Consider the following 24,985-nt stretch of genomic DNA (forward strand, 5'->3'; position numbering starts at 1 on the left):
CTGCTGCTGCCGATAAGACATGCTCGATGATAGCAAGGCCCAGTCGAACAAAAATATGGGGGATAAAAGTTGACGCCGGGGCCGCTCGCGCCGGATCGGGTCTGACTGCCAGCCCTTATCCTGAAGGTTTTTTGGGGGGGGAAGACACTGAAGTCGATCGGCGTCCCACCTTCCCCCTTACTAGCCTTTATCACCCGATCATCATCAGGCTCGCATTGCCGCCAGCTGCCGTCGTGTTGATCGAGGTGGAGCACTCCTCCAGCAGCCAATCCAGCGGATAGCGGCCATCGGGGCCCGCGACATGGACGGGCACGATCATGCCCTCGCGCGCGGCCATCTCCGTCACCGCCGCGCGGATCGTCGCGGCATTGCCTTCCACCAGAGCGGCCGCGATCGGGCCGTCGGCCGTGTCGCTCAGCCGCTCGGCGATCGGGCGCGGCAGGCTGGGCGGCACGAGCATCCCCTCCAGCACGCCGCGATTGCCCGTCGCCAGCAACGCCGCCAACTGGTGAAGGAAGCCCGAGCGCGTCCTGGGGCGCAGCAGCACGCGGCCGCGCGGATGCAGCGCATAGAGATTGCGCTCGCCCACAGGGCCGGCCAATTCCTCCTCCACGCCCAGCGCGGACGCATCGCCCGTCCGGCGCACCATCGTCGCGGACTCCGCATCGCCCTGATCCTCCAGCCAGCGGGCCAGATCGTCGAGCAGAGGCGGCGGGCTGGCGGCGCGGCCGGCGAAGACGGGCGCCATGCCCACCAGCCGGCCGAGATAGAGCGGGCCGCCCGCCTTGGGCCCGGTGCCCGAAAGGCCGCGCCCGCCGAAAGGCTGCACGCCGACCACCGCGCCGATCACGTTGCGGTTCACATAGAGATTGCCCGCCTCAATCCGGCCGGTCACGTCCGCCACGGTCTGGTCCAGCCGCGTGTGCAGCCCGAAGGTGAGCCCGTAGCCCGAGCCGTTGATCGCATCGACCAGCGCGCCCAGTCGCTCGCGCCGATAGCGCAGCACATGGAGGACGGGGCCGAACACCTCGCACTCCACGTCCGCGATCCGATCGATCTCGATGATCGTGGGCGCGACGAACGTACCGCGCGCCGCCTCCGGCGGAAGGGGCGATCGCTCCACCTTGTGGCCACGCGCGCGCATCGTGGCGACATGCGCCTCGATCCCATCGCGCGCCTCGGCCGTGATGACCGGGCCGATATCGATCGCGAGCGCCCCCGTGTTGCCGATGCGAAGCTCCGCCAGCGCGCCCTTCAGCATCGCCAGCGTGCGATCGGCGACATCCTCCTGCAGGCACAGGATACGGAGCGCCGAGCAGCGCTGGCCCGCGCTATCGAAGGCGGAGGCGATCACGTCCGCCACCACCTGTTCGGCCAGCGCGGAGGAATCGACGATCATCGCATTCTGTCCGCCCGTCTCGGCGATCAGCGGAATGGGCCTGCCCTCCGCCGACAGCCGCGTGGAAAGCTGGCGCTGGATCAGGCGGGCGACCTCGGTGGAGCCGGTGAACATCACGCCGGCCGTTTCGGGCGCCGCCACCAAAGCCGCGCCGATCGATCCGTCGCCGGGCAGGAATTGCAGCGCATCGGCGGGCACGCCCGCTTCGTGCAGCAGGCGCACCGCCTCGGCGGCGATCAGGGGCGTCTCCTCGGCGGGCTTGGCCAGCACCGGATTGCCGGCGACGAGCGCGGCGGCGACCTGCCCGGTGAAGATGGCGAGCGGGAAATTCCAGGGCGAGATGCAGACGATCGGCCCCAGCGGCGCCTGCGCAGGGCCGAAGGTGGCGCGCGCCTGCGCCGCATAATAACGCAGGAAATCCACCGCCTCGCGCACTTCGGCGATGGCGTTGGCGGCGGATTTGCCCGCCTCGCGCATCGCCAATCCCATCAGCATGCCAATGCGCGCCTGCATCGCATCGGCCGCCCGATCGAGGATCGCGGCGCGCTCGGCCACCGGCGTATCGCCCCACGCAGAACCGGCGGCGCGCGCCACGGCGGCGGCGGCCTGCTCGGGCGAGGCCTCGATCACGGTGCCGACGATATCGTGATGATCGGCCGGGTTGAGGACGGGCGACGAGACGCCGCCGGGGCCTTCCGCCTGCGCTCGCCAAGGCTGCGCGGCGCTCTCCTGCAGCGCCGCCGACAAAGCGGCGAGCGCCGCCTCGTCGCTCAGATCGATCCCCGACGAGTTGGCGCGGTCGGGATAAAGACCGGCCGGCGCCGCGATCGCATCGTGGCGCGCGCCGGGCCGGGGCATCGCCTTCGCCACCTCGGCCGGATCCGCGACCAATTCGTCGATCGAGACGGACGGATCGCCGATCCGGTTCACGAACGAGGAATTGGCGCCATTTTCCAGCAGACGGCGGACCAGATAGGCAAGCAACGTCTCGTGGGTACCGACCGGCGCATAGACGCGGCAGGGGCGACCCATACCGGATGCCGCCACGACCTGCTCGTACAAGGGCTCGCCCATGCCGTGCAGGCACTGATATTCATAATCGCCGACAGTGAAGTCCGGCCCGGCCAGCGTGGCGATCGTTGCCACCGTCTGGGCATTGTGCGTCGCGAATTGCGGGAAGACCGCGTCGCGCGCCGCCAACAGCTTGCGCGCGCAGGCGATGTAGGCGACGTCGGTGTGAACCTTGCGGGTATAGACCGGGAAATCGGCCAGCCCCTCCACCTGCGCGCGCTTGATCTCGGCATCCCAATAGGCGCCCTTCACCAGCCGCATCATCATCCGCCGCTTGGTGTCGCGCGCCAGCCCCACGATCCAATCGATCACGAACGGGCAGCGCTTGCCATAGGCCTGCACGACGAAGCCGAGCCCGTCCCATCCGGCCAGATCGGGATCGCGGGCGAGGCTTTCCAGCAGGTCCAGCGACAGCTCCAGCCGATCCGCTTCCTCGGCATCGATGTTGAGGCCGATGTCATAGCTCCTGGCCAGCCTGGCGAGCGACTGCACACGGGGCAGCAATTCGCCCATCACGCGATCGACCTGAGAGCGGGCGTAGCGCGGGTGAAGCGCGGACAGCTTGATCGAGATTCCGGGGCCCGCATAAACGCCGCGCCCGGCCGAGGCCTTGCCGATCTCATGGATCGCGGCATCATAATCGGCCAGATAGCGCGCGGCATCGGCCGCCGTCGTCGCCGCCTCGCCCAGCATGTCGTAACTGTAGCGAAAGCCCTTGGCCTCCATCTCCTTCGCGCGGCCGAGCGCCTCGGCGATCGTCTCGCCGGTGACGAATTGCTCGCCCATCATCCGCATCGCCAGATCCACCGCGCGACGGATCACCGGCTCGCCCGCCCGCGCCACCAATCGGGTGAGCGCCGCCGCCAGCCCGCGATCGTCGACGCTGCCGACGAGCTTGCCCGTCACCACCAGACCCCAGGTGGCGGCATTGACGAACAAGGGCTTGTTGCCGCCCAGATGCGCGACCCAGTCGCCATCCGCGATCTTGTCGCGGATCAGCGCGTCACGCGTCGCATCGTCGGGGATGCGGAGCAGGGCTTCGGCGAGACACATCAGCGCCACGCCTTCCTGGCTGGACAGCGCATATTCGCGCACCAGCCCGTCGACGCCCGAACCGCGCGGGCGCGTGCGCAGCGCCGTGACCAGAGCCTTCGCCCGATTGCGGATCACCTCACGGGTGGGTCCATCGAAGCTCGCGGCGGAGATCAGCGGCGCCAGCGCTTCCGCCTCGTCCCGGCGATAGGCGGCGGTGATGGCGCGACGCTCCGGCGTCGGCTGGCGAAGCGGCGGGGCGAAAGCGCGGAAATGGTCCATGCGCCCAATATAAAGACTTGGCGCGCGGCGATCTTCCTTCGTTGCGGCAGTCTTCTTGCCGTTTCGACTTATTTGCGGTCGCCTGATAGAGTGATCACATGGAAAATGCCCCTTCGACAGTCCAGCTGGACGAATGGGATCGCAGGATCGTCGCGCTGCTGCGCGAGGACGGGCGGATGAGCGTCACCGATCTGGCCCGCGCGATCGGCCTGTCCAAGACGCCCTGTCAGGTCCGCCTGCGCCGCCTGATCGACAGCGGGGTGATCCGGGGCTTCCGCGCCGTGGTCGATCCGGCGCGGCTGGGGCTGGATCACGTCGCCTTCGCCGAGGTGAAATTGTCCGACACGCGCGAACGGGCGCTGAGCGAGTTCAACGCCGCCGTGCAGCGGATCCGCGAGGTGGAGGAATGCCACATGATCGCCAGCAGCTTCGATTATCTGCTCAAGGTCCGCACCGCCGATATCCGCCGCTACCGGATCGTGCTGGGCGAGAAGATATCGAGCCTGCCCCATGTCGCCAGCACCTCCACCTTCGTCGCGATGGAGACGGTGAAGGAGCAGAGCTGATCGTTTCGGGGCCCTGCATTTTCTCTGCCTTCGGCGCCATTTCCGCTGATATATGGAGGGCATGAGCCTGCACCGCTTCGCCCGCGCCCTGCTCCCGCTGGCGCTCGCCACCGCCGCCACGCCCGCCTTCGCGCAGGGCGCCACCGTCACCTCCGCACCGGAACTGGCGCGCGTGTCCGAAACGCTGAAGCCCGGCCAATGGGTGTGGGCGCCGCAGGTTTCTCCGGCCGGACCCTTGCTCGTCTATGTCGATCTCTCGCGCCAGCGGGCGACCGTCTATCGCAACGGCGTCCGCATCGCCGTCTCCACCATCTCGTCCGGCAAGCCCGGCTTCGAGACTCCGACGGGCGTGTTCACCATCCTGCAGAAGGATGCCGACCACCGATCGAACCTCTATAATAACGCCCCGATGTTCTATCAGCAGAGGCTGACCTGGGACGGGATCGCGCTGCATGCGGGCGGCCTGCCCGGCTATCCCGAAAGCCATGGCTGCGTGCACCTGCCGCTAAGCTTCGCCAAGGCCTTGTTCGGCATCACCAAGCTGGGCGCGACCGTGGTGGTGCAGGACGGCAAGCTCGATCATGTCCGCGCCTCCCCCGCCGGCCTGCTCCAGCCGGTGCTGCCGAGCGGCGCGCCGGCCGAGCAGAAGGCGCTCGACCGGAAAGGCTATCGCTGGAACCCCAGCCTGTCTCCCACCGGGCCGCTCACGATCATCGTCTCCAAGCATGATCAGGCGATCGTGGTGCTGCGCAACGGCGTGGAGATCGGCCGCAGCGACGCGATCATCAAGGATGACGATCCGGGCAGCCATGTGATCAGCTACACGGTGGGCAAGGACGGCCAGCCGCGCTGGATCTATGTCGGCCTGCCCGGCCACACCGAGGATGAGGGCCGCCCGCTGGACGAGGCCACGATCAACCGGGTGCGGATGCCGGCGGGTTTCTACGCGGCGGTGAAGGCGGTGCTGGTGCCGGGCAGCACGATCCTCGTCACCCAATCCAGCGTGGGCGAGGATACGGGCCGCAAGATCACGATCATGGACGCCGTCGCGCCGACGCTGTGAGGTGCCCTGGGAAGGCATCCACACAGCAGGGCTCGCGCGCGCGGAGAGAGCGGCTCCGGTCGGGCGCGGCGTCGTGACGCATGGCTTGCCTTTTTCTGTACAGGACAGGGGAATCCATTTCCGCAAAGGCATTGGCACAGGCCGAACGGTCGAGTGCGGAAGCAGATCGGGGCTTTAGATCCATTTTCGATCGTTTCCGGCAAGTCACGATATCCGGATGGAAGTCGCGATGCCCGGCCCCACCTTCGATTCCACGAATATGATGCGATCAAAATCGGTAAGAGCGGCTCCGCTTCCGAAGAGATATCCGCCAAATCAATAATCTCTTCTCATCGCGCGAGGCTGCTGATATCGCGCCTCACAACACGGGGGAAATCGATTGATGCGGCGTGGTTTGATGTGCCTGACGGGCGCAATGTTTCTTGCTGGGTGCGGTGGTTCGGGAAGTCAGGTCCAGACAACTCCACCGCCGCCCGTGGTGACGACACCCACGCCCCCACCGACCAAAACACCGATTTCGCAGGAAGCGGCACCGGCTGAATTGCCGGCGATCACCAGCGGCACACTGATCGATGCCGTAAAAGGCAATGCGGACTTCCGGACCGGATCGACCGAAGTCAGCTACGATGTTTCCGCGCAAACGGTCCAGAGCCGCAACAAGGCCTATGGCTCGTCGGGCAGCATCCGAGTGTATTTCGAGGCGACCAGTGGCAAATATATCGTTTCGAACATCATCGGCACCGCCCACCGCTTTCCGGACGGATACAGTTCCGGCGGCAATCCCGGCCTGACGAGTTACGGGCAGAACGCCGTGGACGGCACGCGCCGCCTCAATATTCTGACGCCGTCCGCGACCAATCCCAAGCTCGCGCTCACATACACCTCGTACGGCGTGTGGCAGTTCGATTCTTCGGACCGGAGCAATATCGATCCCCAGATCAACGATTATCATTTCTTCTATTTCGGCATACCGACGCCTGCGGATGCGATGCCGCGGACCGGATCCGCCAGCTATTCCGGGCTCGCGCAGGGCATCCTGTTCGATCCCACCGCCACCTATGCGCTCGACGGCACGATGACGCTGAATGCCGACTTCGCCGCCGCGACGGTCAATACCGGGCTGTCGCTGCGTGGCACCAATACGAGCAACGGCCTGCTGATCATCATTCCCGCGATCAGCGGCACGGCGACCATCGGCGCCGGAACCAACGGCTTTCGCGGCGAGCTGACCTCGGCGGACAACAGCCTCGTGGGATCGGTGCAGGGCGCCTTCTTCGGGCCTGCTGCGCAGGAGGTAGGCCTCAGTTTCGGGATCAACAGCCCCGACCTGACGCGGATCGGAGGCGGAGCCGCCGTCGGCAAACGCTGAACACGCATTGCTGATCGACGATGCGTATCAGCGTCGCCCTGATTCTGCTGGCGACGCAGTTGCCTGCCACGGCCGCCCTGGCGATCGGTCAGGAGGCCCCGTCCGCCACGGCGCTCTCGGCGGAACAGGCATTCGCCACGGCCGATCAACTGCTGACGGCCGGCAGGACCGCCGATGCCGAAGAGCTTTTGCGCGCGCTGGCCAACGATCCGTCCCGGCCGTTGCGATCCGAGGCGCGGTTCCGCCTGGGGCGGATCCGTGCGGCGGCCGGCGATTATCGCGGGGCGGTCCGCTGGTATCAGGCGCTGCTCGACGAGGAACCGGGTGCCGCCGCCGTCCGGCTTGAGCTGGCCCGCGTTTATGCGCGCCTCGGCGAAGCGACGGCGGCCGCCCGCGAACTCCGCCGCGCGCAGGCAAGCCGACTGCCGATCGACGTGGCGCGGCAGGTGGACCGGATCAGCGCCGCCCTGCGCAGCAGCGCGCCGCGCGGCCTCGATCTGTCCGTGGGCATCGCTCCGGATACGAATATCAATCGCGCGACGGGATCGCGCACGATCGACGCGCAGGGAATCACCTTGGTGATCAACCGCGATGGTCGCGCGACGTCGGGCGTCGGCCTGCAGATGGGCGCGCGCGGATATTCCAGGCTGCCCCTGACATCCTCGGTCAACTGGCTTTTCGAGGCATCGGGCACGGGGCTGGTCTATCCTTCGGGCCGCTACGACGATGTGTCGGGCACGCTGGCGGCGGGGCCGGAATTTCGGAGCGCGACCGAGCAATTCCATCCGGCCCTGCTGATCGGCCGGCGCTATTTCGACGGGCATCGTCTGCTGGACCAGGCCGGCTTCTCGCTGGAGGGGCGGCACGCCATTGGCCGGACGACACAGATCGCCGGGACGGCCAACGCCATCTACGCCTCTTATCCCGGACGCCCTTATCTGGAGGGCTTCGGCTATGGCACATCGCTGGATCTGGAAAAGGCGATCACGCCGCGTCTGTTCGGTCTGGCAGGGCTTTCGGGATCGCGATCGGATGCGCGGGATCCCGCTTATGCGACGACGAGCGTCGGCGGGCGCATGTTCGTCAGCCGCGATGCCGGGCGCTTCACCCTGTTCGGCGGCATCAGTTACCAGCACCTCTTCGCCGATGCCGTGTTCACGTTATTCCAGCGGCGCCGACGTGAAGACTATCGGGAGTTGCAGCTCGGCACGAGCGCGCGCCTCTTTTCCATTCACGGACTGATCCCGTCGGCACGCGTCACGATCTCGCGCAACAGCAGCACGATCCCATTCTACAGCTTCCATCGCAACCGCCTCGAACTGGCACTGACCCGGCAATTTTAGGCGAAATCCGGATCGTACCGCGCCGGATTTCGCCAGATCGCAGCGCCTGCCTGCGCGCCCGCCCAGCCTCAGCGGGGCAGGCCGACCTCCAGCACTTCGATCGCGTCCTCGCGGCCGGCAAAGGCCAGGATATCTCCCTCCGCAGCGCCCATCAGCGCGCGGGCGAGGGGCGCGTCCTGCGAGACGGTGCCGTCGGCGCGATCGGCCTCGTCATAGCCGACGATCACGATCTCCTGCTCGCGCGCATTGAGGCGGAAGCGGACGCGCGATCCGAACACCGCCTCCTCGCTCTCGCGCGGGGGCACGATCTCGGCCGAGGCGAGGCGGCTGCGCCAGTAGCGCAGCTCGCGCACCACCTTCTTGCGCGCCTCCTCTTCGGTGATGCCCTGAACGGTGGCTTCCAGCGCCACCACCTTGTCCTCGATCAGCCGATGGCCGCGCGCCGTCACCGGATTGGGGCCGGGCGGGATGGGCAGCTCGAACTTCGGCTCCAGATGTTCCTCGTCGCTCTCGCGACGGAAGGCCACGCTCACGTCATTCTCTCCTTGTGCCCGAACGCCGGGCGCGAACGGCGCCGCTCACGCCTTGGCGAGCAGCTCCGCCACGCGCTCCATCTCGGCGCGGCTGTTGTAGATATGGGGGGAGAAGCGGATCAGCGCATCCCCGCCCGCCACCGCCTGCGCGGTGGCCAGCTTATGCTCCTTCCAGAGCTTCGCCCGCATGGCCGTAATATCGCGGCCGGGAAAGGCCACCGTGATGATCGCGCCCGAAAGCGCCGGATCGCCGCTGCCCACGATCCGCGCGCGCGGCACCCCTGCGAGAATGCCGCGCATCTCGGCCGCCTTCGCGCGCGTCTCCGTCTCGATCCACGCCTCGCCCAGCGCATCGAGCCGATCGAGCGTCGCCTCCACCGCCTCCAGCTTGGGATCGTCGCGCTGGCCCAATATCTCGTAGCGCTGCGCCGTTTGCAGGTTGCGCGTGTCGGTGAGCCAGTAGCCGTGGCTCAGCATCGTGGGGTTGAGCCGGTCCTGCCGATCGCGCCGCACATAGAGCAGCCCCGCCTCCAGCGGCCCCATCATCCATTTATGCGTGCTGCCCGCATAGGAATCGACGCCGAGCGCCGGCAGGTTGAGCCGCATCCAGCCGAAGGTCTGCGCACCATCGACATGCAGCCACGCGCCCGAGCTGCGCGCGATCTGGGCGATGGCGGCGACGGGATAAGCGAGGCCGGTGACGTTGGTGACGTGGCTGAGGAAGATGGCGCGCGTGCGCGTGGTGACGGCGCCCGCGATGTCATCGGCCACCTGCTGTGGCGAAGTGGCGGCGAACGGCGTGGGCAGCACCTTCACAACCAGTCCCTCGCGCCTGGCCCTGAGCTTCCAGCTGTCGAGCGTGGACTGGTGGTTATGCTCGGCCACGATCACTTCGTCGCCGGGCTTCAGATCGAGGCCGAGGACCGCGACCGTATTCGCCTCGCTGCTGTTGCGCAGCAAAGCGATCTCCTCGCCCGTCACGCCGAGCCTTTTGCCCAGCCGGGCGCGGAGGCGATCGGCGGCGACCGGATATTTCTCGCGATATTCGCGCGAGGGATTGGCCTGGAAGGCGCGCAGCTCCTTCTCCTGCGTGTCGATCACGCTGCGGAAGGTGGGCGCGATGTTGGCGGCGTTGAAATAGAGCAGATCGGGATCGAGCAGCAGTTCGCGGCGAAGATCGACGCCGGGCGCCGCCGCCGCGGCGCCCGCCAGCGGGGACGCGGCCGCCGCCAGCGCCGCGCCCTGCAGCAAAGCGCGCCGCGTCACGCCCGTCATGTCGTCCCGATCCGTCATCTTTGCCCCCTCGTCGCCCGAACAGAGGCTAGCAGGGCGACGTCGGCTCACAAGCCCGGCGGATCGAAATCGTTGGGCGGCCGGGGCAACGGCCGCTGTCCGGCGAGGGAGAGTATCCCCCTCGATGTGTATCCGTCACCCGGACCTGGTTCGGGGCCCGCCGGGCGGCACGAACCGCAGGCCGTGGCGCGCACAGGGGGGTGGATGCCGGAACAAGTCCGGCATGACGGGGATTGTCCCAGTGCCTTATCTTGATAACACACAGTATCATGCCCATATTCGGGGCATGAACCTGCTGTCCCTGCTCATCGGGCTGATCACGCTGCCGGCGGCGCTGCTCGCCTTCCTGCCTTTTCTGGGCTGGATGTACTGGCTGATCGTGCCGGTGGCGCTGGTCGGCCTCGTGCTAGGGCTGCTCTCCAGCCACACGACCGGACGGTGGCTCAATCTGGCGGTGGTCCTTGTCGGACTCGTCCGCCTGTGGATGGGCTTCGGTATTATCTAGACGCGCCGTGCTCCGGCGAAGGCCGGAGCCCAGAGGCGCAGGCGTCGCGCCTGACGCTCTGGGCTCCCGCATTCACAGGAGTACGGACCCGCTTCAGACGAAGCGCACTCTCACCGAGCGGCGGCGCATCGCTCCCCCGACCAGCCCGAAGCCCGCGATCATCATCATCCAGCTGGCGGGCTCGGGCACATCCGAGGGCGATGCGGCGGCTGCGACCACCACACGCTGCAGCGAGACGCGGGCAGCGACGCGCGCATAGCTTTCGAACGTCGAATTGCTGAGGTTGGTCACGTAACTGATATAGTCGAACGTCGAGCCAGAGGTATCGCTCGGCTGCAGCAGATAATCCATCGGCTGACGAAAATCGGTGATCGTATAGGGACCGTTCACGGGTGCGATGAAATCGTCGATCGCCCGCACACTGGAATAGATGTGCCGGTCGTCGATGAAATCGTTGATGCGATTGGCCACGTCCGCGTTGATGCTGTCGCCGATGTCCGACCAATCGTTGCTGGTGCTGATCGCGCCACCGCCATTGCCCGCAATCGCATAGCTGCCGACGCCGGCCAGCGTGACGAGCCCGGTAAGGCCGCCCGCACTTTCGAAATAGCTCTGGCTCGGCGAACTGTAGATCGTGCCCTTGGTGTCATCGATCGTGTAGACCGACGTGTAGGCCACGTTGGTCAGCACCTGCGACACCACATCCTGCCGCTCGTAGAGCTGCACCTCGCTTGCCGTGCCGTAAAAAGTCATCGTGAAGATCGTCGCGCCGGCCGGCGCGACCGCCCCACCTGCGATCACACCGGCCGCTATCATCTTACGCCACATCACTGGTCTCCCTCTCTCACAATCCGAACCTTGATCGGTCGCACCGTCAGGAGGGGCGCACGGCACGGCCACCTTGCAGCGGCAGCGCGATATGGGGCCCCCACCCGGTCCGCCGCAGCGATCCGCACCCACATCGTTTCGTTAACCGTCCCGATTTCGCTCGTAATCCACCAAATGATGGATGCGCGCGCGGGATCACTGGCCGCTTCGGCCCCATCCCCTTGATCCGGCGGAGTAGGCGCTTCACGCTTCGTTATCCCGCCAAGGCCGTCCGATGGGGAATGGATGACCGACCGCCTGCCTCTGGCGACCTTGTCCGCGCTGATCGGGCGGATCTACGATTGTGCGATCGATCCGACCCTGTGGCCGGAGACGCTCACCGAGCTGCGCCATGATCTGGGCTTCTCGCAGGCGATCCTGACGCTGCAGGCGATGCCCACCGGCCGCGTCCTGCTGAACGTGGCGAGCGGCATCCCGGACGAATGGCTGGTGCGGATCGGCGACTATTCGGCGGACATCGTCGCGCTCTGGGGCGGCGCGGCCGCGATCGCCGCGACCCCGCTGGAGCGACCCGTACTGCTGTCGGAGGTGAACCCCGAGACGGCGAACGGCACCTGCCGCAATCCTTATTATCTCGAATGGCGCCAGCCGCAGGGGATCACCGATACGCTGGCGCTGGGGCTGGGCCGCGATGCGACCAGCCTCGCCACCGCCAGCTTCGTCCGCCACGAGAGCCAGGGCCCGATCGGCGCGATGGAGCGGGAGACGGCCGCGTTGCTCGCCCCCCATCTCCGCCGCGCCGTGACGATCAGCCGCCTGCTCGACGTGCAGACCGTGACGGCAGCGACGTTCGATGCCGTGCTGGGCCTGCTGGCGACGCCGGTGCTGCTGGTGGATACGGCCCTGGGGCTGGTCCACGCCAATCCGGCGGGCGCGGCTTTGCTGGACCGGCGGCGACCGCTGGAGCTGCGCGGCGGACGGATTTCGGGGATCGGCCCCGGTGTCCACCGCGCGATCATGGCCGCGATCGGCGCCGCCGCGACGGGCGAGGCGCGGATCGAGCGCAAGGGCTTCGGCATTCCGGCGACGGACGGACAGGGCGCCTGCGCGATCCATGTGCTGCCGCTGGCCCCCACGATCGCGCGCGGAGGGATCGCGCCGAGCGCGGTGGCCGCGATCTTCGTGGCGGAGGGCCTGTTGCCCGCGCGCGAGACGGGCGCGCTGCTGGCCGGCCTGTTCGGCTTCACCGAGGCGGAGCGGCGCGTATGCGAGCGGATCGTGGCAGGCGCGACGGTGGCGGAGGCGAGCGTGGCGCTGGGCATCGGCGTGGCGACGGTGCGCACGCATCTGCTGCGCATCTTCCAGAAAGCGGGAGTGGGCCGGCAGGCGGAGCTGGTGGCGCTGGCGGCGGCGCTGCGCGCGCCCGTATCGGGCGACTGAACACTGATCTTACGCGCCTCATGGCGCGTTACGGGAGCGGGCCGGTGCCGCAGGATTTGGCGGAGGCCAAATCCGCCACTCCAAAAAATAAGCCCCCGGCGCCGAGGGGAGGGAGCGCCGGGGGCCTGGTTTGCCCGAAGGAAGGTCGGGACTTAGCGCAGCAGGGTCATCACGTTCTGACCGCTCTGGTTGGCCTGGGCCAGCATCGCCGTGGCAGCCTGCGAAAGGATCTGCGACTTGGCGAGGTTGGTCGTTTCCGCCGAGAAGTCCGCATCCTCGATCCGCGAACGGGCGTCTTCGAGGTTGGTGGACGTCGTGGTCAGGTTGTTGACGGTGACTTCCAGACGGTTCTGGATCGCGCCGAGATCGCCGCGGCTCTGCGACACCTTGTCGAGGGCCTTGTCGATCACCTTCATCGCGCTGGAGGCCGAGGCCTGCGTCGCGATCGAGAGCGAACCGGAGACGAAGTCGCTGGAGCCGCCCTGGTTGGCGATGCCCACCTTGGTGAGCGACGCCGCCGAACCTTCGACCTTGATGTCGGCGCCGGCATCGGACTTCAGCGAGATCTGGCCGTGGGCGACCGCGCCGGCAGCGAAGCCGGTGAGAGCCGTACCGTCGGCCGTGCTGGCCGCCGCAACCGCAGCGCTGCCGTTCTTGATCGTGATGTCGTTGCCGCCATCCGAGGTCAGGATCAGGTTACCCTTGTCGTCGGTCGAGGCGACCACGCCGGAAATGCCCGCCGCGTTGATGTTCTGAACCAGATCCGAGAGCGACATGCCGGCGGTGCCGTCCGTGTCGGCCATCGTGACGGTCGCGCCGTTGATCTGCAGATCGTTGCCGACCACCAGTTCCGATGCCGCGACCTGCGCCGTCACCACCGTCTTGGCGCTCGCCGAGACGCCGGTCTGGCCCTTGACCGCGTTGATCGCCGCCGCCTTCGAAGCCGCCGAGGCATCGCTCGACGCGCCCACCGTGACGCCGTTGATCTTGACGTCGTCGGTCGAGGTCAGGGCGCCGGCGCCGGTCGCGCCGCCGGTGACCGTCGTGCCGTCGGTCATCTCGTTCAGGCCCACCGCCACGAAGTCGGCGTGCGTGCCGGCCGTGCCGCGGGTGATCTTGACGTCGCTGCCGTCGGCGCTGTTCAGAGCCACGAAGCCGCCATAGGTGCCGGTCGAGAGACCCGCGACGCCCGGAGCCGTACCACCGATCGCGATGTCCGAACCGGTGTCGTTCGAGAGCGTGAAGGTGCCGTCGCCGTTCAGCTTGGCGGTAACGCCCGCCACGTCACGGTTGATGTGATCGACCAGTTCCTGGGCGTTCGTACCGGTCACCGCGACGCTGTTGATCGTCAGCTGGCCGGTCGACACGCCGCTCGAGGAGAGCGTGCCGCTCGTCAGCGTGTTGTAGGCGGTCGCCGAAACGCCGGTCTGGCCGGTGTTCGTGTTGATCGCCGCGGCGAGATCCTTCGCGGTGTTGCCGGCCGGAGCCGTCACGAAGGCATCCTTGCCGTTCAGCTGGATGTCGCTGGCGCCGAGCGTGGTCAGGCCGGTGCTGCCGACGCGGCCGGTGGTGACCTGACCGTCGACCTTGTACCCGTTCAGGCCCAGCGAGTCGGCCGAAGCGTTGACCATCTTGATCGAGACCTGATCCGACGCGTTCGTGCCGGTCTGCAGGTTGATCGCCTTCGACGAGCCGTCCAGCAGCGCGATGCCGTTGAAGTTGGTCGTCTTGGAGATGTTGTCGACTTCCGAGACGAGCTGCGTCAGCTCGTTCTGCAGGCTGCCGCGATCGGTGTCGGAGAGCGTGCCGTTGGCGCTCTGGACAGCCAGTTCCTTCATGCGCTGAAGCATGTTGGTGACCTGGCCGAGCGCGCCTTCCGCCGTCTGCGCCATCGAGATGCCGTCATTCGCGTTGCGGACCGCAACCGCCAGGCCACGGACCGTCGAGGTCATGCGGCTGGAAATTGCGAGACCGGCCGCGTCGTCCTTGGCCGAGTTGATGCGCTTGCCGGTCGACAGGCGCTCCATTGCAGTCTGGGTCGCCTTCTGGGCAGTGTTCGTGCCCGCCTGGGCCCGGAGCGCCGCGATGTTGGTGTTGATCACAGTCACAGGTTGGTTCCTTTCCCCGCTTAATCCCAGGCGTCGGACAGGGGAGTGTCCTTGCCGCCTCGAAACCGGATAACGACCGTCCTCGCCGGTGCTTTAACCAGGTTTTTTTCGGGACCCCGTCGAAAGGGTGGAAAGGGGCGGATTTCTCGCGCTCCCGCATGTCCACACGGGACGCGCACGCCCCACGCGTACGGATCACACGCGGGTGCCTTTAAGGATTTGATAGTTAATTCGGGCGTAACCAGCCTTCACGGACGGCGAATGGGCCGCCCGGATGTAAGTTTCGAGGGCTGTTGCGGATGACCGAGACAGGATTGAGCGAAGGCGCGGCGAAGGCCAATCCGATGCTGGCAGCGTGGCTGTCGGGCGTGGGGCTTCCCGTCCTCCGGATCGATGCGGCGGCGCCCGCCGCCCGCGACGCGATCCGCATTCTGGACGCCGGCGAGCGCGCTCACGCCCGCTATCGCGACCTGATCGTCACGATCGCCGACGGCGAGCCCAGCTACAAGCCCGCCGCCAACGGCCACCCGGCCGAGATCCGGTTCGGCATGACGGACGCCGCTTTCGGCCATGCGCTGATCGCCGAACTGATTCGCCCGACCGACCGCCCCGCCGCGGGCGAGCCGGAAAGCGCCGCCTTCCTCACCCTCGCCGCGCGAATCGCCAAGAGCGACGCGACCGTCCTCGTCCTCGGCGAGACCGGCACCGGCAAGGAGGGCATCGCCCGCTTCATCCACGCTTCTTCCAAGCGCTCCGACGGCCCGTTCGTCGCGGTCAATTGCGCGGCGCTTCCCGAGACGATGCTGGAAGCGATGCTGTTCGGCCACGCCAAGGGGAGCTTCACCGGCGCCGGCAACGCATCCGACGGCCTGTTCCGCGCGGCCGACGGCGGCACGCTGCTGCTCGACGAGATCGCCGAACTGCCGCTGCCGCTGCAGGCCAAGCTGCTGCGCGCGCTGCAGGAGCGCGAGGTTCTCCCCGTCGGCGCGACCAAGCCCGTGCCGATCAACGTGCGCGTGATCGCCGCCGCCAACCGCGAGCTGGCCGAGGAAGTCGCCGAGGGCCGCTTCCGCGCCGATCTCTACTGGCGCCTCAACGTGATGCCGCTGATGCTGAAGCCGCTGGCGCAGCGCCGCCTGGACGTGCGCGCGATCACCGCGACCTTGCTGCTGCGCCACATGGATGCGGACGAAACCTTCCCCTGGCCGACCAACGCCGCGCTCGATCGCCTGATGGCGCATGGCTGGCCCGGCAATGTCCGCGAGCTGGAGAACGTGCTGCAGCGCGCGATGCTGTTCCGCCGGGGCGACCGGATCGAGGCCGACGACCTGACGATCGAGGCCGGCACGCTCGCCGCCGCGCAGCAGGTCCGCTCGATGCCGAAGTCGGCCCGCGCGACGGCCGCCAACAATACCTCGCCGGTGCGCCTGGCCGATGCCGCCCGCTCGTCGGAAGCGGTCGCGATCGAGGAAGCGCTGGAAGCCTGCGGCGGCCACCGCCTGCGCGCCGCCGAGCGGCTGGGGATCAGCGAGCGCACGCTCCGCTATCGCCTCGCCGATCTGCGCCGGCAGGCCGCATGAGGACTGACCGATGACCAGCATCACCCCCTCCAGCCTGCTCGCGATGCGCGCGGCGATCCTGCAGCAGAACAGCGCGCTGCAGAAGGCGTCCGGTTCGGCCGGCGTCGGCGGTATCGGCGGCGCGGCGCCCATCGGCGGCGTGGCCCCGGCGACCGACTCGACGAACGCCACCAGCTTCACCGGCGCGATGAAGAACGCGCTGGAAAGCGTGAACGGCCTCCAGTCCAAGGCGGAAGCCGTCACCAATTCCTACGAGCGTGGCGAGACCACGGACATCGCCCAGGTCATGCTCTCCCGCGAGCATGCCTCGGTCGGCTTCCAGGCGACGCTGCAAGTCAGAAATAAACTTCTGTCCGCGTACAAGGACATCATGAGCATGCCGGTCTGATATGAGCGACGCAGCCCTCCCCGTCGCGGCCTCGCCGCGCCTTCCCACCGCCATTCCCTCGGGCAACGTGCTGGAGCGCATCCGAGACTTCGCGCGCCAGCCGGCCGTGGCCAAGAGCCTGCCGATGGTGGGCATCATCGGCGCGCTGGCGATCGCCTTCGCGGCGTGGATGACCTTCGCCACCGGCCCGCAGCGCGATCTGTTCGCGGGGCTGGGCGATGCGGACAAGGCCGCCGTCGCCGATCAGCTGACCAGCGGCGGGATCAAGTATCAGATCGATCGCAGCACGGGCGCCGTCACGGTGTCCGAAAACGATTATTACCGCGCCAAGATGCTGCTGGCCCAGGCCGGCCTGCCCAAGAGCGCGCCCGACGGCGACAGCGTGATCTCCTCGCTGCCGATGGGCGCGAGCCGCGCCGTGGAAGGCGAGCGTCTGCGTGGCGCCCGCGAAGTGGATCTGGCCCGCACGATCGAGGCGATCGACGCCGTGGACAATGCCAAGGTCCACCTCGCCGTGGAGCAGCCGAGCGTGTTCGTGCGCGATCAGACGCCCGCCGCCGCTTCGGTGATGCTGCGCCTGCGCCAGGGCCGCGCGCTCTCCGACGGACAGGTGCAGGCGATCGTCAATCTGGTCGCGGCTTCGGTGCCGGGCCTGTCGCCCGATCATGTCTCGGTCGTCGATCAGACCGGCCACCTGCTCTCGCGCCAGGGCGGCGACCCGGCCGGCGATCGCCAGCTGGAGCTGCAGCAGCGCACCGAGCAGCGCTATATCGATGCGATCACCAAGCTGCTGACGCCGCTGGTGGGCGCGGACGGCTTCACCACCGAAGTCCACACCGATCTGGACTTCGCCGAGGTGCAGGCCACGCGCGAAAGCTACCCCAAGGACACCGGCGGCCTGAAGGCCGAAGCCGGCGGCTGGAACAAGGACCAGGCCGGCAACACGCAGGCCGGCGGCATCCCCGGCGCCATCGCCAACCAGCCGCCGACGACGGCGCAGGTGACGCCGACTCCCCCGGCGCAGGTGCAGCCCGGTGCCGCCCCCGGCACCCCCGGTGCGGCGCAGGCCGGCACCACCGCGGCGGCCGACGGCGGCAAGACCAGCGAGACCTACAACCGCACGTTCGAGCTGGGCCGCGAGGTTTCGGTGACGCGCAATCCGGTCGGCACGATCCGGCGCCTGTCCGTGGCGGTCGCCCTGAAGCAGGGCGCCAAGCCCCGCAGCGTGGCGGAACTCGCCCAGATCGAGCAGCTCGTGAAGGGCGCGGTCGGCTTCGACCAGCAGCGCGGCGACCAGTTCGCGCTCTCCAGCCGGACCTTCGCCGACGTGGCCGCCAACGACAATGCGCCGAAATGGTACGATGCCTCGTGGGTTTCGATCGCTGCGCGCAACGGTTCGGCCCTGCTGATCGCGCTGCTCGTCTTCTTCGGCATCGCCAAGCCGCTGATGAAGCGCGGCGGCGTGGGTGGCGGCAAGGCGGCCAAGGGTGCGAAGGCCGCCAAGGGCGCGGCCGGCTCTGCAGCCGGTGCCGGCGGCACGCTCGACACGTCGACGCCGCCGAGCCCCGAAATCCAGCGCGAGATCGCCGCCGCCATCGCCTCCGAGGCGGCCGGCGACCCCAGCCGCCCGGTGACGCTCGACATGATCGAATCGGCCCCCGGTTACTCGGATCGCGCCGCCCTGATCCGCAACTTCGTCCGCCAGGATCCGGCGCGCGCCGCGCTCGTTGTTCGTGATCTCATCCGCGCCGACATGCCCGGCGCCGCGCAGAACGGATAAGAACGATGGCCGAACCCCAGGGACAGCCGCTCGCCTTCGGCTCCGACAAAGGCACGGGCCCCGCGCCGGCCAACACGCCGACCGGCAGCCAGGCCGCCGCGATCCTGCTGATGCTGCTGGGCGAGCAGGAAGCCGCCGAAGTTCTCGGCCGGCTCGATCCGCCCGAGGTGGAGCATCTGGGCGGGGCGATGTTCCACGTCGCCGACGTCTCCGAGCGCGAAGTGAACGGCGTGCTCGACGAATTCGTGAACCGCGCCAAATCGCGCACCACGATCGGCTATGCCGCCGACACGCAAATCAAGGCGATGATGGAGCGCGCACTCGGCCCCGAGCGCGCCGGCACCATCCTCGACCGCATCACGCCGCCGACGCGCGGGCCTTCGCTCGACGCGCTGAAGTGGATGGATCCGATGACGATCGCCGCTCTGATCGACGGCGAGCATCCGCAGCTGATCGCGGTGGTGCTGGCGCATCTGGAGCCGCCGATCGCGGCCGACGTGCTGCAGCAGATGCCGGAAGACATCCAGCCGCAGCTGATCCACCGCGTCGCCACGCTGGGGCCGATCAGCTCGGAAGCATTGGAAGATGTCGAGCGCCTGCTGCTGCGCCCCGTCTCGCAGCCCAAGTCCGGCGCCGCCACGCGCCGCGGCGGCACCAGCGAGGCCGCGCAGATCGTCAACAACAGCCGCAAGGCCGCCGAGAGCCGCATCCTGAAGGCGCTGCAGAAGCTGGACAAGAATCTGGCGCGCGTGATCGAGGACGAGATGTTCGTCTTCGACAATCTCAACGCGCTGGACGACAAGAGCCTCGGCACGCTGCTGCGCTCGGTCGACAGCGACATCCTCGTCGTCGCGCTCAAGGGAGCCGAGGAGCGGCTCAAGGCCAAGATGTTCGGCTGCATGTCCAGCCGCGCGGCGCAGTCGATCCAGGATTCGATCGCGGATCGCGGCCCGATGCGTCTGGCCGAAGTGCAGGAAGCGCAAAAGGAAATGCTCTCCATCGCCCGCCGCCTCGCCAGCGACGGCACGATCAACCTGGGCGGCAAGGACGACGATTATGTCTGATCTGGCCGGTCTGTCCGATCTGTCCGGGGCCTTCGGCGCCTCCTTCTTCGCCGACGCGCAGGCCGTGCCGGTGTGGACCAAGCCCAAGGCGACGCAGTTCGTCGCGCGGCCGACGGCGATGGGCGGCACCTTCTCCGCCTGGGCCAGCGAACCGGCGGCGCCGTCGCAGACGCCCGAGCCGCAGGCGGGCAGCGACATCGACGAAATCGAGGCGATGCGCGCGGAAGCCTATGCGGCAGGCTTCGAGGAAGGCCATCGCACCGCGCTGACCGCGTATGAGAGCGAGCATGCCGCGTTCGATCGTCTGGCGGCCGCGCTCGCCGGTATCCAGCCCGAGGCGCCCGCCGATCTGGCGGCTCTGCTTTCCGAAACCGTCTCCCGCCTCGTGCGGCAGGTGGTGGGCGAAGCGGCCGCAATCGACGGCGAGCTGCTGCTGGAGCGCACCCATGCGGTCGCCGCGCTCGTCACCGAGGATAGCGGCCCCGCGCGCCTGCGCCTGAACCCTGCCGACGCGGCGCGCATCGACGGCCTGCGCCCGGACCTGAAGCTGATCGCAGACCCCGCCATCGCCGAGGGATCCGTCGTGGCGGAGACCGCCAGCGGCTGGATCGAGGACGGCCCCGCCATCCGCATGGAAAAGCTGCGCACCCTGCTGGATGCGATGAGCAGCCGCCGCTGAGTGCATCGGTGCGGCCCGGTTCGAGCAAAACACCGGACGGTTCGTGGCGATGCCCCCACATTTTTCATCCTATAATAGGCTCACGTTAACCGCCTACTAGTCAGGAGCGGGGTAATCTGGTTCGCGCTGGGATCGTCAGCCTGCCTTGGATTATCGCCCAAAATGTTGCCGCAAGCCGTTTTGCCCCTGCTGATGAACACATTGCTCGGGGCGATGTTCGCGGCGAGCTTCCTGGTGATCGCCTATCTGAACCCTTCGGTCCGCGGCACCCGGTGGATGGCGCTCAGCTACGGCTTCGGCATCATGGAGCCGGTGTCGCATCTGGCGGTGGTGCTGGGCGCCGATGTCGCGACGATGAAGATCGTGGCACCCTGCACCTTCCTGACCGGCCTGGCCTTGATGGCGCCGGCCTTGTCCATCTTCCATCGCAAGCGGCCGATGTGGCGGATGTGCGCCGCGATCATCCTGTGCGGCCTGTTTTACTACGGCTTCGTCCCGAGGGGGCCGACGGACTCGTTCTGGCATGAGCTCTCGTTCCAGTCGTTTTGCGCGGCCAGCATGTTTCTGTGCGCCGCCACGGTGCGACGCGACGCGCCCGGAACCCGGATGAACAAGGCCCTGACGATCGTGTTCATCGTCGCCGGGCTCCATTTCCTCGTGAAGCCGGCCGTTGCCGCCACCGTGGGAACAGACGGGATTGACGAAAATTACGCCGCGTCGCTCTACGCCGTCTTCTCGCAGTCGAGCGGCGGCGTCTTGCTGGTGGCGGCCGGATTGCTCATCCTGATCTCCGTGCTGCAATCGGTCGTGCAGGCGAACCATGCTCAGGCGCACACCGATCCATTGACCGGACTGCCCAATCGCCGGGCGCTCTACGAAGCGTTCCAGTCGCTGAGCGGAAAACCCGATGTGCCAGCTCTTTCGATCGCGATCGTCGACATCGATCGCTTCAAGGCGATCAACGATCAGCTGGGCCATGATCGGGGCGATGAAGTGCTGCGATCGGTTGCGGACTGCCTTCAGAGGACCTGCCTTTCGCCGGCCATCCCGGCCCGGCTCGGCGGCGAGGAATTCGTGGTGCTGCTGCCCGGCTGCGATGGGGAGAAGGCCATGCTGGTCTGCGAATGCATCCGCCTGTCCATCTTCCGCCTGTCCATCCACGATCTGGCGGCCATCTCCGTCAGCATCGGCCTGACGGGCGTGTTGAAGGGCGAGGATCTGACGGACGCCCTGCGCCGGGCCGATCGGGCCCTGTACGACGCGAAACATTCAGGCCGGAACCGGTGTGTCTCCGTGCCGATGGAAGAGAAAGACGGGGATCGCATGCCCCCCGCCCTCCGGAAGACCCTGCGACCGGTGTGACGCGCTTTCGCATTCCGGGTCCCGAACGCTCGGAAAACCAGCCTTAATTCGCCTTAACCCTCTTTTTAAGGATTTGCCGTCACAAGCGAATCCGCATGCAAAGCTCCCTCGCCCCCACCGGCCCCGCCCTCACCGGCATCGCCGCCAAAGCCGCCCAGATCCTGGAAGGGATCGACATCGGCCATATGAGCCCGCGCCGGATCGGCCGGCTGGCTTCCTATGACGGGCTGATGCTGGAGGCGACGGGCTTTCAGGAGCCGGTCGGCTCCAACGCCCGCGTGATCGATGCGGACGGCCGCGCGGCTCTGGCCGAAGTGGTCGGCTTCCGGGGCGACCGCACCCTGCTGATGGCGCTCGACGCCGACGCCCCCCATTCGGCCGGCGCACGCGTGGAGCCCGATCGGCGCGGCACGACGGTGGACGTGGGCGAAGGCTTGCTCGGCCGCGTCGTCGATGCGCTCGGCAATCCGCTCGACGGGATGGGCCCGATCATCACCAAGGGCCGCTGGCCGCTGGCGGGCACGCGCGCCAATCCGCTCGACCGCGCGCGCGTGACCGAGCCGTTCGACACCGGCGTGCGCGCGATCAACGCCTTGCTCACGGCGGGCGTGGGCCAGCGTATCGCGATCGTCGCGGGCTCGGGCGTCGGCAAGTCCGTGCTGATGGGCCAGATCCTCGCCGGCGCCGAAGCCGACGTGATCGTCGTCGGCCTGGTCGGCGAGCGCAGCCGCGAAGTCTCCGACTTTCTCGAAACCAAGCTGGGTGGCGAAGTCCGCAAGAAGACCGCCGTGGTCGCGGTGCCCGCCGATCATCCGCCGATCCTGCGCCTGCGCGCCGCGATGCGCGCCACCGCCATCGCCGAATATTTCCGCGATCAGGGCAAGCGCGTGCTGCTGCTGATCGATTCGCTCACGCGCGTCGCCCATGCCCAGCGCGAGATCGGCCTGTCGCTGGGCGAGCCGCCGACGATGAAGGGCTATCCGCCCTCCGCGCTCGGCCTGATCCCGCGCCTGTGCGAACGCGCCGGCGCGGATTCGCGCACCGGCGGATCGATCACCGCGCTTTACACCGTGCTGGCCGATGGCGACGACACAACCGACGATCCCATCGTCGATACCGCGCGCGCGATCGTGGACGGGCATATCGTGCTGGCCCGCAGCCTGGCGGAGCAGGGCGTGTTTCCGGCCATTCATGTCGGCAAGTCACTGTCGCGCGTGATGTCCGACATCACCCCGACCGAACAGCAGGAGGCCGCGCGCACGCTGCGCCGGCTGTGGTCCACCTATGACGAGAATCGCGACCTGATCCTGATGGGCGCCTATCGCCAAGGATCCGATCCGATGATCGACGCGGCGATCGCGCACATGCCGCTGATCCTGGAATTCATCCGGCAGGGGCAAAAAGAACTCATTACGCTTAACGACTCGGTTACTACATTGACGGCAAACTTCGGCTCATGAGCTCCCTAGCCGATCGCCGCGCCCGAATCGCCCGAGTCCGTCGCGTCCAGCACCTCCAGGCCGTCGGCGCCGCCGCCACCGCCGAGAGCAAGCTCGTGCAGCTGGAGGGCAATGCCCAGCGCCTGCAGGGCCTGCGGAACAGTCTGTCCGGCCAATCCGGCCACACCAGCGGCGCCGCGCTCAGCAATGCGGGCGAGCTGGCGATGCGGCTGGATGATGTGCGCCACGGCCTCGATCGCGCGATCGGATCGGCCAAGGAAGCGGTTGAGTTGCGTAGCCGGGAGCGGATCGGCGCCCACATCGCGCGTGAAAGCGCCGAACGGCTGCAGGTGCGCGCCGTCGCCGAAATGCACAAGATGATCGAGGAGCGGATGGCCGCGAGCTTCCGCCCCCGCCGCAAGGAAGCCGACAATGCCTGATATCGCCGCCGCCCTCGCTTTGCCGACCGCTGCCACGACCGCCGCCGCCAAGCCCGGTGCGATCGCCGGCGTTCTGGGAGCCGCCGCCGCGAAGACGGAAAGCGACGCCGCCGCCTCCGATCCGTTCGCGGCGCTGCTGGCCGCGATGACGCCCGGCAAGGATGCGGAGACGACGACGACGCCCGTGCCGACCGTCGTCAATCCGGCTGCAGCCGCCGCTGCGGCCGCAGGCGCCCTCGCCACGAATGCCGCCGCCCCCACCGAGGAAACGGCCGTTGCCGAACAGGATGGTGACGGGACGGGGGACGCGCCCAAGGACGAGGACGGCGGCGATACGGACAAGAGCGAGGATCCCGTTCTGGCGATTATGCTCGCGCTCGCCCCGCCGCCGGCCCTGCCGACGCCGGTCGCGCTGACGGCGACCGCCGCTTTGCCTTCCGATCCCAAAACGGCTGACGCGCCGGTCGCGGCCGTCGGCACGGGTACGGTCGCTCGGCGCGCCGCCAACGCGGCCGCTCCCACCGAGGCGCAGGAGCCCGAAGCCGCTGCCAGACAAGCCGGCGACGCCGCGCAGGCCACACAGGCCGCCCCCGTCTCATCCCGCTTCGCCTCGCTGGCCGCGCGCCTGTTCGGCAGCGCATCCCCGGCCACGCCCGCAACCACCGACGCGGCCACGGCCAAGCCCGCGCCCGATGCGACACAGGGCACCGCCACGGTGATCCCGCAGCATCTCGCCGCGCTCCGCAATGCGGCGCAGCGCGAGGCGACGGCGGCACCCGCCGCGCCGTCGCTGCAGGAGGCCGCGATTGCGATCGATCGCCCGCGCGCCCGCACCGAATCGACCGATCCGATCGCCTCGCTGCTCGCCACGCCGGCCACGCAGCACGCGGCGCAGACCCAGGATGCGACGGCGGCCACCGCCACCGCCACCGCTCCTGCCGCCGACGCGCACGTGACGCGCGAGCTTTCGATGGCGCACGACGGCCAGTGGCTCGACACGCTGGCGCGCGACATCGCCGCCACCGCCGGCAAGGACGGGCAGCTGAGCTTCCGCCTCGATCCGCAGCATCTCGGCAGCCTCACCGTCCATATCAGCCACTCGGCCGAGGGCGCCTCGATCCGCATGACCGCGGACACCGAGTCGGCGCGCGCGATGCTGGCCGACGCACAGCCGCGACTCGCCGCCGAAGCGCGCGCCCAGGGCCTTACCCTGCGCGATTCGAGCGTGGACATGAGCGGCTCCAACACCGGATCGCAGCAGCAGCAGGCGCAGTCTTTCGCGGGTCTGGCCCAGGGCCAGTCGCAGCATCGCAATCCGGCGCCGGATCAGACATTTGTTAACCTTAATGCGCGAGAAGCGGAGGATGCGGCGCGCGGCCCGGAGGCCGACGCCAGGTCCGATCTTTACGCGTAAGGGGTTG

21 protein-coding genes are annotated in these 24,985 nt (G+C 68.2%); 16 read left to right on the forward strand and 5 right to left on the reverse strand.

The features are described 5' to 3' along the window. Positions 1–190: 190 nt before the first annotated feature. Complete coding sequence (gene putA / locus HL653_RS02660; protein ID WP_253717478.1) at positions 191–3,784, reverse strand: trifunctional transcriptional regulator/proline dehydrogenase/L-glutamate gamma-semialdehyde dehydrogenase; 3,594 nt, start codon at positions 3,782–3,784, stop codon at positions 191–193. Positions 3,785–3,882: 98 nt separating this feature from the next. Here putA and HL653_RS02665 point away from each other — a divergent pair, with 98 nt between their 5' ends. From HL653_RS02665 to HL653_RS02685, 5 genes are all read left to right on the forward strand, one after another. After that, positions 3,883–4,350, forward strand: coding sequence for an Lrp/AsnC family transcriptional regulator (locus HL653_RS02665; protein ID WP_171743140.1), 468 nt, complete (start codon positions 3,883–3,885; stop codon positions 4,348–4,350). 61 nt (positions 4,351–4,411) lie between these two features. After that, positions 4,412–5,413 (forward strand): L,D-transpeptidase, encoded by a 1,002-nt coding sequence (locus tag HL653_RS02670; protein WP_171743141.1) that lies wholly within the window; start codon positions 4,412–4,414, stop codon positions 5,411–5,413. A 153-nt stretch (positions 5,414–5,566) separates the two neighbouring features. Then, a complete protein-coding gene (locus HL653_RS02675; RefSeq protein WP_171743142.1) occupies positions 5,567–5,953 on the forward strand; it encodes a hypothetical protein in 387 nt (128 codons plus the stop codon). Between the two features lies 1 nt (position 5,954). Continuing rightward, positions 5,955–6,782: a transferrin-binding protein-like solute binding protein gene (locus tag HL653_RS02680; protein WP_171743143.1), complete on the forward strand. Its 828-nt coding sequence runs from the start codon at positions 5,955–5,957 to the stop codon at positions 6,780–6,782. Between the two features lie 20 nt (positions 6,783–6,802). After that, positions 6,803–8,125 carry a surface lipoprotein assembly modifier gene (locus HL653_RS02685; RefSeq protein ID WP_171743144.1) on the forward strand — a complete coding sequence of 441 codons (1,323 nt, stop codon included), beginning with the start codon at positions 6,803–6,805 and terminating at the stop codon, positions 8,123–8,125. Positions 8,126–8,193: 68 nt separating this feature from the next. Here HL653_RS02685 and HL653_RS02690 read toward each other — a convergent pair whose 3' ends face one another. After that, positions 8,194–8,658 carry a GreA/GreB family elongation factor gene (locus tag HL653_RS02690; RefSeq protein WP_171743145.1) on the reverse strand — a complete coding sequence of 155 codons (465 nt, stop codon included), beginning with the start codon at positions 8,656–8,658 and terminating at the stop codon, positions 8,194–8,196. Between the two features lie 45 nt (positions 8,659–8,703). Then, complete coding sequence (locus HL653_RS02695) at positions 8,704–9,951, reverse strand: aminotransferase class V-fold PLP-dependent enzyme (RefSeq protein ID WP_171743146.1); 1,248 nt, start codon at positions 9,949–9,951, stop codon at positions 8,704–8,706. A 241-nt stretch (positions 9,952–10,192) separates the two neighbouring features. On the opposite strand from HL653_RS02695, the gene HL653_RS02700 reads away from it, so the two are divergent. Then, positions 10,193–10,456 (forward strand): hypothetical protein, encoded by a 264-nt coding sequence (locus HL653_RS02700; RefSeq protein ID WP_253717479.1) that lies wholly within the window; start codon positions 10,193–10,195, stop codon positions 10,454–10,456. Positions 10,457–10,549: 93 nt separating this feature from the next. Here the strand turns inward: HL653_RS02700 and HL653_RS02705 are convergent, their stop codons facing one another. Next, positions 10,550–11,284, reverse strand: coding sequence for a PEPxxWA-CTERM sorting domain-containing protein (locus tag HL653_RS02705; RefSeq protein ID WP_171743147.1), 735 nt, complete (start codon positions 11,282–11,284; stop codon positions 10,550–10,552). 285 nt (positions 11,285–11,569) lie between these two features. Between HL653_RS02705 and HL653_RS02710 the strand changes: the two genes are divergently transcribed. Further along, a complete protein-coding gene (locus HL653_RS02710; protein WP_171743148.1) occupies positions 11,570–12,724 on the forward strand; it encodes a helix-turn-helix transcriptional regulator in 1,155 nt (384 codons plus the stop codon). A gap of 152 nt (positions 12,725–12,876) precedes the next feature. Here HL653_RS02710 and HL653_RS02715 read toward each other — a convergent pair whose 3' ends face one another. Beyond that, positions 12,877–14,832 (reverse strand): flagellin, encoded by a 1,956-nt coding sequence (locus tag HL653_RS02715; RefSeq protein ID WP_171743149.1) that lies wholly within the window; start codon positions 14,830–14,832, stop codon positions 12,877–12,879. 344 nt (positions 14,833–15,176) lie between these two features. On the opposite strand from HL653_RS02715, the gene HL653_RS02720 reads away from it, so the two are divergent. The 9 genes from HL653_RS02720 to HL653_RS02760 all read left to right on the forward strand — a co-directional run bounded on the left by HL653_RS02720 (position 15,177) and on the right by HL653_RS02760 (position 24,978). Beyond that, a complete protein-coding gene (locus HL653_RS02720) occupies positions 15,177–16,412 on the forward strand; it encodes a sigma-54-dependent Fis family transcriptional regulator (RefSeq protein ID WP_253718212.1) in 1,236 nt (411 codons plus the stop codon). 10 nt (positions 16,413–16,422) lie between these two features. Then, entirely contained in the window at positions 16,423–16,800 is a 378-nt protein-coding gene (gene fliE / locus HL653_RS02725; RefSeq protein ID WP_171743151.1) for a flagellar hook-basal body complex protein FliE, read from the forward strand. A 1-nt stretch (position 16,801) separates the two neighbouring features. Next, complete coding sequence (gene fliF / locus HL653_RS02730; protein ID WP_171743152.1) at positions 16,802–18,580, forward strand: flagellar basal-body MS-ring/collar protein FliF; 1,779 nt, start codon at positions 16,802–16,804, stop codon at positions 18,578–18,580. A gap of 110 nt (positions 18,581–18,690) precedes the next feature. Then, entirely contained in the window at positions 18,691–19,644 is a 954-nt protein-coding gene (gene fliG, locus HL653_RS02735; protein ID WP_253718214.1) for a flagellar motor switch protein FliG, read from the forward strand. Continuing rightward, positions 19,637–20,323 carry a FliH/SctL family protein gene (locus HL653_RS02740; RefSeq protein ID WP_171743154.1) on the forward strand — a complete coding sequence of 229 codons (687 nt, stop codon included), beginning with the start codon at positions 19,637–19,639 and terminating at the stop codon, positions 20,321–20,323. The genes fliG and HL653_RS02740 overlap by 8 nt, the downstream gene beginning before the upstream one ends. A 192-nt stretch (positions 20,324–20,515) precedes the next feature. After that, the gene (locus tag HL653_RS02745) at positions 20,516–21,685 is read left to right on the forward strand and encodes a GGDEF domain-containing protein (protein WP_171743155.1); all 1,170 of its coding nucleotides are present in this window, start codon (positions 20,516–20,518) and stop codon (positions 21,683–21,685) included. 95 nt (positions 21,686–21,780) lie between these two features. Then, on the forward strand, positions 21,781–23,145 hold the full coding sequence (locus HL653_RS02750) for a FliI/YscN family ATPase (RefSeq protein WP_171743156.1): 1,365 nt from the start codon (positions 21,781–21,783) through the stop codon (positions 23,143–23,145). Next, complete coding sequence (locus tag HL653_RS02755; protein ID WP_171743157.1) at positions 23,142–23,564, forward strand: hypothetical protein; 423 nt, start codon at positions 23,142–23,144, stop codon at positions 23,562–23,564. Before HL653_RS02750 ends, HL653_RS02755 begins: the two co-directional genes overlap by 4 nt. Then, positions 23,557–24,978: a flagellar hook-length control protein FliK gene (locus HL653_RS02760; RefSeq protein WP_171743158.1), complete on the forward strand. Its 1,422-nt coding sequence runs from the start codon at positions 23,557–23,559 to the stop codon at positions 24,976–24,978. The genes HL653_RS02755 and HL653_RS02760 overlap by 8 nt, the downstream gene beginning before the upstream one ends. Positions 24,979–24,985: the final 7 nt, after the last annotated feature.

The organism is Sphingomonas sp. AP4-R1, assembly GCF_013113735.1.
Classification (GTDB): Bacteria; Pseudomonadota; Alphaproteobacteria; order Sphingomonadales; family Sphingomonadaceae; genus Sphingomonas_I.

What these genes read in the sequence shown, in the direction of transcription:
- putA (WP_253717478.1), bottom strand. Translation starts at nt 3,784, where the DNA reads ATGGACCATTTCCGCGCTTTCGCCCCGCCGCTTCGCCAGCCGACGCCG.
- HL653_RS02665 (WP_171743140.1), top strand. Translation starts at nt 3,883, where the DNA reads ATGGAAAATGCCCCTTCGACAGTCCAGCTGGACGAATGGGATCGCAGG.
- HL653_RS02670 (WP_171743141.1), top strand. Translation starts at nt 4,412, where the DNA reads ATGAGCCTGCACCGCTTCGCCCGCGCCCTGCTCCCGCTGGCGCTCGCC.
- HL653_RS02685 (WP_171743144.1), top strand. Translation starts at nt 6,803, where the DNA reads ATGCGTATCAGCGTCGCCCTGATTCTGCTGGCGACGCAGTTGCCTGCC.
- HL653_RS02695 (WP_171743146.1), bottom strand. Translation starts at nt 9,951, where the DNA reads ATGACGGATCGGGACGACATGACGGGCGTGACGCGGCGCGCTTTGCTG.
- HL653_RS02705 (WP_171743147.1), bottom strand. Translation starts at nt 11,284, where the DNA reads ATGTGGCGTAAGATGATAGCGGCCGGTGTGATCGCAGGTGGGGCGGTC.
- HL653_RS02710 (WP_171743148.1), top strand. Translation starts at nt 11,570, where the DNA reads ATGACCGACCGCCTGCCTCTGGCGACCTTGTCCGCGCTGATCGGGCGG.
- HL653_RS02720 (WP_253718212.1), top strand. Translation starts at nt 15,177, where the DNA reads ATGCTGGCAGCGTGGCTGTCGGGCGTGGGGCTTCCCGTCCTCCGGATC.
- fliE (WP_171743151.1), top strand. Translation starts at nt 16,423, where the DNA reads ATGACCAGCATCACCCCCTCCAGCCTGCTCGCGATGCGCGCGGCGATC.
- fliF (WP_171743152.1), top strand. Translation starts at nt 16,802, where the DNA reads ATGAGCGACGCAGCCCTCCCCGTCGCGGCCTCGCCGCGCCTTCCCACC.
- fliG (WP_253718214.1), top strand. Translation starts at nt 18,691, where the DNA reads ATGCTGCTGGGCGAGCAGGAAGCCGCCGAAGTTCTCGGCCGGCTCGAT.
- HL653_RS02740 (WP_171743154.1), top strand. Translation starts at nt 19,637, where the DNA reads ATGTCTGATCTGGCCGGTCTGTCCGATCTGTCCGGGGCCTTCGGCGCC.
- HL653_RS02745 (WP_171743155.1), top strand. Translation starts at nt 20,516, where the DNA reads ATGAACACATTGCTCGGGGCGATGTTCGCGGCGAGCTTCCTGGTGATC.
- HL653_RS02750 (WP_171743156.1), top strand. Translation starts at nt 21,781, where the DNA reads ATGCAAAGCTCCCTCGCCCCCACCGGCCCCGCCCTCACCGGCATCGCC.
- HL653_RS02755 (WP_171743157.1), top strand. Translation starts at nt 23,142, where the DNA reads ATGAGCTCCCTAGCCGATCGCCGCGCCCGAATCGCCCGAGTCCGTCGC.
- HL653_RS02760 (WP_171743158.1), top strand. Translation starts at nt 23,557, where the DNA reads ATGCCTGATATCGCCGCCGCCCTCGCTTTGCCGACCGCTGCCACGACC.